A 7079-nucleotide genomic window follows, 5' to 3' on the forward strand; every position below is an offset into this window, starting at 1 on the left:
GGGTCAGGCGGTGCCGGACTCCCCGGCGTGCCCGTGCCCGTCCCCGTCCCCGTCCCCGTCCTGAGCGCCGAGCAGCCGCAGCAGGGAACGCAGTTCCTTCAGTGCGGCCTCGGTGACCTGCGGTTCCCCCAGCACCAGCTGGTGCAGCACCAGGCCCTCCAGGGCCGCGAACACCAGCCGGGACAGCGCCCGGTTCGCACGCTGGGGGATCATCCGGGTCAGCTCGCGCTCGGTCGCGTCGAAGTACTCGGCGTACAGCGCGCGCAGCTGGGGCAGCAGCTCCGGCCTGCGACGCGCCTCGAGCAGCAGCTCGTACTGGAACGCCTGGATGTCGGGGCCGGAGATGACCATCTCCGACAGCCCGGCGGCGAAGTCCTCCGCCTCTCCGGTGCCCGGCTCGACCGCGCTGGTGCTCATGCTGGTGCGCACCGTGTGGGCCAGCGCCTCCTCGATCAGGGCGTCGCGGGAGCCGAAGTGGTGGACGACCAGCCCGTGGGTGACCCCGGCCTCCTCCGCGACGGCGCGGTAGGTGAGCCTGCGCAGACCACCGCGGGCGACCACGCGCACCGCGGCGTTGAGCAGGGCCTCGCGGCCCGCGCCGTAGTGCACCCGCTTGCGGGGCCTGACGCGCTTGCCGTCGGGAGTCTCGGCGGATCCGGTCATGTCCGGGACCCTACCCGCAGGCGGACGGGCGGGCGCCGCACCGGGTCCCTCCCGCCGGGGACCCGGTGCGGCGCGGTGGCGGCGGCATCAGCGCTTCGGGGGCCTGACGCCGCGGAACTCCCAGTCGCCGCCCAGCGCGGTGGACACGACCTCCTCGGACTCGGTGGGCTGCGCCCCGACGTCGCCGCGGATCGGGGTGGGCCCGGTCACGATGCGGTTGGTGAGCCGTCCCAGGCCCTCCACCTCGACCTCGACGACGTCGCCGGGCTGTACGGGACGGGAGTTGGCCGGGGTGCCGGACAGCAGTACGTCGCCCGGGTGGAGAGTGATGGTGCGGGCGATGTCGGCGACGAGGTAGTGCATGTCCCACTCCATCTCGTCGGTCGAACCGTCCTGCACCACCTCGCCGTTGACGTACGTACGCAGCGACTTGCCCCTGAAGTCCCAGCCGGTGACCAGCCCGGGGCCCAGCGGGCACAGGGTGTCCGAGCCCTTGACGCGGAGCATCGATCCCGCGTCGGTGTCCCGGAAGTCGTGCAGGCCGTAGTCGTTGGCGACGGTGTAGCCGGCGATGTGGCCGCCTGCCTCCGCGGGGGAGATGTTGCGCGCGGTCTTCCCGATGACGATGGCCACCTCACCCTCGTAGTTCAGCCACTTGCAGCCCTCGGGGCGGACGACGGCGCCCTTGTGGGAGTTGAGGGCCGAGGTCGGCTTGTGGAAGTACGTGGGCGCCGGTGTCAGCCCGATCCCGAATTCGTCGACCCGGCTGCGGTGGTTGAGGTGCACCGCGATGATCTTCGACGGGACGACCGGCGGCAGGTGCACGGCCTCGTCGGCCCCGACCCTGCGGCCGTCCGCGGCGACGAGTTCCGCGCCGTCGCGCACGACGTCCGTGACGGCGCCGTCCAGCAGAATGCGGCGGTACTCGGTGGTTCCTGCCATGTCAGTGCTCCTCGGCATGGTGGTGCGGTGTGTGGCTGCGGGCGGCCGTGCCGGCGCGCTGCGCCGTCCAGCCCCCCTCGGGGCGGTCGAACCAGAGATGGACCTGTCCCGTCCCGATGGAGTTCTCGTACGCGCCGTACTGGCGGGCGGTCGCGGTGCACGCCCGCTCGCCGAGGGCGCCGATCATCATCAGGTAGTGGAAGAAGCGGGCTTCCGGCTTGTACTTCCAGAACTCGTCCATGGTGTCGATGACCCTGTCGTGGCGCCCCTCCCTGAACCAGCCGATGCGTGTCTCGTCGGCCTCGCGCGCCTCGGGGGAGAAGATGTGCGCCGGGTCGCTCGCCTCGTGCTCGCGCAGCTCGCGCAGCGGCCAGAAGGTGTGGGACAGCGCGCCGGAGGCGATGAGCAGCACCTTGCGGCCCGGGGTGGCGGCGATGCCGTCGGCGAGCGCCCGGCCCAGGCGGAGGTGGTCCTCCATGTCGCCGGTCTGGCAGACGCCGATGGTCACCCAGCGCTTGTCGGCCAGGCCCTCGCCGAGGAACTTCCAGAGGTTGACGGTGGCGTAGTAGACGGGCAGGTACGCGTCGTCGATCGCGGTGATCCAGGTGCCGTGCTTGTCGGCGGACGCCGCGATGTTCCCGGCGAGTTCGGGGTCGCCCGGGTAGTCGTACGGGATGCGGCACATCCCGCGCGGCAGTTCCTCGGAGGTGAACAGGCCCGCGCGGCGCGGCTGCGCGGTGACGACGAACTCGACGGTGGTGGCCCAGTGGGAGTCCAGGACCACGACGGTGTCGTAGTCCTCGCGTTCGAAGACGTCCCTGCGCAGTTGCTCCAGGCCGGTGACGAGGGTGATCTCCTTGCCCTCGTTGAGCTCCAGACGGGTCTCCTCCGGCAGCATGATGGTGGGGACATGGGCGAGCAGGCCCGCCCCGACGATCTCACCCATGGCTGAGCCATCCCTTCGGTGCGGTGACGGTGTTCTTGAGGTCGCAGTAGAAGTCGAAGCTCCAGGTGCCGCCCTCGCGGCCGACACCGGAGTGACGGGAGCCGCCGAAGGGCGCCCGCAGGTCGCGTACGAAGAAGCAGTTGACCCAGACGGTTCCCGCGACGAGCCGGGCGGTGACCCGTTCGGTGCGGGCCGGGTCGCCGGTGGCGAGGGTGGCGGCGAGGCCGAAACGGGTGTCGTTGGCCAGCCGCACCGCCTCGTCCTCGGTGCGGAAGGTCTGGAGGGTCAGCACGGGGCCGAAGACCTCCTCCTGGACGATCTCCGAGTCCTGGGCGACGCCGGTCAGCAGGGTCGGCAGGTAGAACAGGCCGCCGAGCCGGGTGTTGGGGGCACCGCCGAAGACCACCCGGGCTCCGGACGCGACCGCCCGCCGCACGAAGCCGTCGATCTTCTCCAGCTGACGGGGGTGGATGTTCGGGCCGATGTCCGTGGCCTCGTCGCGCGGATCACCCTGCCTGAGCCGGGAGGCCTTCTCGGTGAGGCGGCGCGTGAACTCCTCCGCGACCGGCTCCTCGACCAGGATGCGGGTCGCGGCCAGGCACACCTGCCCGGCGTTGTCGTACTGCTCGACCGCCAGGTCCACGGCGAGGTCCAGGTCCGCGTCCGCGAAGACCAGCAGAGGGGACTTGCCGCCGAGTTCGAGGCTCAGGGGAGTGAGCGCGGCGGCGGCGGACGCCGCGATCCGCCTGGCCGTCGGCACCGAGCCGGTGAAGCTGATCCGGCGCACGCCGGGGTGGGAGGTGAGGGCGTCGCCGATCTCGGAGCCGTACCCCTGCACGACGTTGAGGACTCCCGCCGGCAGCCCGGCCTCGGCGGCGATGTCGGCGAGCAGGGACGCGGTGAGCGGAGACCACTCGGCGGGCTTGAGGACGACGGTGTTCCCGGCCGCCAGCGCCGGGGCGACCTTCCAGGTGGCCAGCATCAGCGGCGCGTTCCACGGCGTGATCAGCACGCACGGTCCCGCGGGGTCCCAGGAGACGTGGTTGCTGTGGCCGCGCGTCTCGAAGTCCTCGTGCTCCAGTTGCAGCAGCCAGTCTGCGAAGAACCTGAAGTTGTGCGCGACACGGGGCATCACCCCGCGGCGGTGCGAGCGCAGCAGGGCGCCGTTGTCGGCGGTCTCGACGTTCGCGAGTTCATCGAGGCGCTTCTCGACGCCGTCGGCGATCGCGTGCAGGAGCCGGGCCCGCTCGGCGCGGGGCGTGGCCGCCCATGCGGGGAACGCCGCCGTGGCGGCGGCGACCGCCGCCCCGGCCTCGGCGGCCGTCCCGCGGGCGACCTCTGCGAGCACGGTGCCGTCGATGGGCGAGACGTCGGTGAACGTCCCCGCGGAGGCGACGCGCTCGCCGCCGATCCAGTGCCGGGTGTCGACGGCGACCCCGGCGACGGTGGTCTTCTCGGACATGTGGGTGCTCCAGTTGACGGGGCCGTAGGGCTGGTCGGTGGGTCGGTTGTGTCGGTCGCGGCCCCGCCGGGCGGCGGAAGCCGGTGTTCGTTCTCGTTCCTGCCTCCTGCCGTCCGGCCGCAGGCCTTCGGCTGCGGGCCTCCGGCCCGGAGGCCGGTGTTGTTTCCGGTCTCGTGGCCGTCCGGCCGTGGGCTCCAGCGCGGAAGCTGGGCGCCTCCTCCGGTCGGGACGTCTGGGGCGCCCGGCCCGGGTGTCCCGCCGTCGGCGGGTCGGTTGCCCGGCGGTGCGCCCGCGCCGGGCGGCGGAGTCCGGTGCTGGTTCTGGCCTTGTGGCCGTCCGGCCGTCCGGCCGTGGGGCTTCGGGCTCGGAGGCCGGGTGCTTTCTCCTGTCGGGACCGCCGGCGCGCGCCCGGTGAGCCGGACCGAGGTACGGGCCGTCCACGCCTCCCGCCTCCCGCCTCCCGCCTTCCGGCCGTCCGGCCGTGGCCGGGGCCCGGTGCGCCGGATCGTGGGGCGCGCCGTGCGCCGGTGGCATCGGGGCCCGTGCGTGGCCGTCCCGCCGCGCGGGAGGGAGGCACAGGCCGCCGGAGCCGTCGGCCGGTCCGGCCCGGTGGGCGCGCCGCGGAGGGCGCGGCCGGGGCTGCCCGGGGACGCGCCGAGCCGCGGGCGGTCCCGCTAGACGGTCGCCGCCGACGTGCCGGACTCCAGCAGCGTTCCGCCGTCCCAGACCACGCCGACCTGGCGGTAGTACGCGGCGATCGGCTCGCGCACCTCCAGGCGGGCCAGTTCCTCCGTGGGAGACTCGAAGAGTTCCAGGTCGGCGTCGCCGGTCCATGCCTGGCCGGCCTCGAAGGAGGCCGCGCCGGACTCGATCAGCTCGTCCAGGGCCAGTCCGCCGCCCTTCTCGATCGATGGCAGCCAGCGGTGGTGCGCCATGGGGTGACCGTTGACGAAGCCGTTCGTCCCGGAGGGCTCCCGCAGGGTCACCACCGCCTGGGCCAGGCGGCGGTCCGCGGCGGCGAGCGTCGCGCCGAATCTGGCGCCGGCCTCGATCCGCGGCGCCGGCCCGTACGGGTGCGGCCGGGTCTGGTGGATGGAGCCGAGCTTCTTCGGGTAGCCCTGGTGCAGTCCTCGGGCGATCGCGAAGTCCTTGTCGACCCAGATGTAGACGCAGCGCGAGTAGGTGCGGCCCCGGTAGGAACAGCGGACGACGGCGAAGGCCTCCTTGTACTGGGAGAGCACGGGGTCGAGCAGTTCGCGCCCCGAGGCGGAGCAGGACTGCCAGTCGGCCCAGATGAGGGCGACGGCTCCCGGGTCCTCCTCGGCGAGTTCCAGCGGCTCGGGCAGCAGCTCCCGCACCCGGTCCGGGTCGGTGCGGTACTCGACGGTGAGCAGGTCTCCGGAGTAGAGCCACGGGGGCGAGGGGATCAGCGACGACGAACCGGTCGCCGTCTTGGGCGTGAGGAATCCGCGGACGGTGCTCATGATCAGGAGGTTCCTTAGTCGGTGAGCGCGGGCTGCTTGAGCAGTCCGGCGCGGTAGCGGGCTGCTCGAGTGGTGGCGGCCGGGCCGCCGAGCGCGACGACTCCGACGAGCCGGCCGTCGGCGTGGTAGCCGACGAGGACGTCCTCGTCCGGGTCGCCCTCCAGGACCCGTACGTCCCCGAGGCCGAGCAGGGGGGCGCCGAAGGACTGGAGACGGAAGTCGTGCTGATCGCTCCAGAACGTCGGCAGCGGCGCGAACGGGGGCAGACCGCAGTCGGCTCCCGTGAGGTGGGCGACCAGGGTCCTGGCGGCGTGCCTGGCGGTGTCACCCGGGATGGACCAGTGCTCGACGCGGCGCGGTACGCCGTCGTAGCGGGCGTTGGGGAAGCGGGCCACGTCGCCGACGGCGACGACGTGCGGCAGGCCGCCGGCCCGCAGGTCCTCGTCGGTGAGGACGCCGTCCGTGAGGTCCAGGCCGTTGCCTTCGAGCCACTCGGTGTTGGCGACCGAGCCGACGGACTCGATCACCACGTCGGCGGGGAGCGCGGTGCCGTTGCCGAGTACGACCCCCGTGACCCGTTCGTCACCGGTGAAGCCGCTGACGCCCGTCCCGAGCGCGAAGCGTACGCCTCGCTCCTCGTGCCGACGGCGAAGCGCGCCTGCCAGCAGCTCGCCCAGCGGCCCCACCATGGGCAGCGGCAGCGGGTCGACCACGGTGACCTCGGCGACGCCGAGGCCGACCGCGGTCGCGGCGACCTCACAGCCGATGAATCCGGCGCCGACCACCACGACGCGCGCGCCGGGGCGGGTCAGTTCGTCGCGCAGGGCCCGGGCGTCGGAGAGGGTGCGGACGGTGTGACGGCCGCTGCCCGGCCCGGTCGGTCCGGGGCAGCGCAGGCGGCGGGGCCGCATGCCCGTGGCGACGACCAGGCCGTCGAACGGCAGTTCCTCGCCGCCGTCCAGAACGACGAGGCGCTCGTCGAGGCGGGCGGCCGTGACGGCGGTGCCGAGCCGCCACTCGACGTCGGCGGCGCTCGCCCTGGGAGTGAAGGCCAGCGACTCGAAGGGCGCCCTGCCCGCGAGCACTTCCTTGGACAGCGGCGGGCGGTTGTACGGCATGTGGGGTTCGTCCCCGACGACCGTGATCGCACCTGTCCAGCCCGCCGCGCGGAGCTGCTCGGCGGCGCGCAGGCCGCCCATGGAGGCGCCGGCCACGACGACGCGTCCGGTGCGGCGGGCCGGGCCGGGGCCGGGAGGCACGGCGGCCCCCGAAGTCCCAGTGGAACCGGGTCTCCCGGCAGGTCCCGGAGGCGCGGCGGTACGGGGGTGTTCCGGGCTCGCGGCGGTCATCGCGCTCAGCCCTCGATCCGGATGGCCTGGAGCGGACAGACGTCGGCGGCCTCCTCGACCTCGTCGCGCAGTGCGTCGTCGGGCTCGCCGACGTGGACGAGCCGTCCGTTGTCGTCGAGCTGGAAGACGTCGGGGGCGGCGAAGACGCACTGGCCGTGGTCCTGGCACTTGTTCATGTCGACGACGACCTTCATCGGTCCTCCTGGAGGGGGCGGGCGTCGGAGCGCGGGGAG

At 73.4% G+C, this 7079-nt stretch carries 7 protein-coding genes; all 7 read right to left on the reverse strand.

The annotated features are described in order from the left end of the window. Window positions 1–3: 3 nt before the first annotated feature. On the reverse strand, window positions 4–663 hold the full coding sequence (locus GUY61_RS31845; protein WP_166633756.1) for a TetR/AcrR family transcriptional regulator: 660 nt from the start codon (window positions 661–663) through the stop codon (window positions 4–6). A gap of 87 nt (window positions 664–750) precedes the next feature. Beyond that, window positions 751–1605: a fumarylacetoacetate hydrolase family protein gene (locus GUY61_RS31850; protein ID WP_166633758.1), complete on the reverse strand. Its 855-nt coding sequence runs from the start codon at window positions 1603–1605 to the stop codon at window positions 751–753. Window position 1606: 1 nt separating this feature from the next. Next, complete coding sequence (locus GUY61_RS31855; protein ID WP_166633759.1) at window positions 1607–2551, reverse strand: 3,4-dihydroxyphenylacetate 2,3-dioxygenase; 945 nt, start codon at window positions 2549–2551, stop codon at window positions 1607–1609. Then, a complete protein-coding gene (locus GUY61_RS31860; protein WP_166633761.1) occupies window positions 2544–4013 on the reverse strand; it encodes an aldehyde dehydrogenase in 1470 nt (489 codons plus the stop codon). The genes GUY61_RS31855 and GUY61_RS31860 overlap by 8 nt, the downstream gene beginning before the upstream one ends. Before the next feature lie 674 nt (window positions 4014–4687). Further along, entirely contained in the window at window positions 4688–5497 is an 810-nt protein-coding gene (locus GUY61_RS31865; RefSeq protein ID WP_166633763.1) for an acetoacetate decarboxylase family protein, read from the reverse strand. A 14-nt stretch (window positions 5498–5511) separates the two neighbouring features. Next, complete coding sequence (locus GUY61_RS31870; protein ID WP_313896966.1) at window positions 5512–6756, reverse strand: FAD-dependent oxidoreductase; 1245 nt, start codon at window positions 6754–6756, stop codon at window positions 5512–5514. A 95-nt stretch (window positions 6757–6851) separates the two neighbouring features. Further along, window positions 6852–7040: a ferredoxin gene (locus GUY61_RS31875; protein WP_166633767.1), complete on the reverse strand. Its 189-nt coding sequence runs from the start codon at window positions 7038–7040 to the stop codon at window positions 6852–6854. Window positions 7041–7079: the final 39 nt, after the last annotated feature.

Origin of the sequence: Streptomyces sp. GC420 (assembly GCF_009916105.1) — a bacterium.
Lineage (GTDB): Bacteria > Actinomycetota > Actinomycetes > Streptomycetales > Streptomycetaceae > Streptomyces.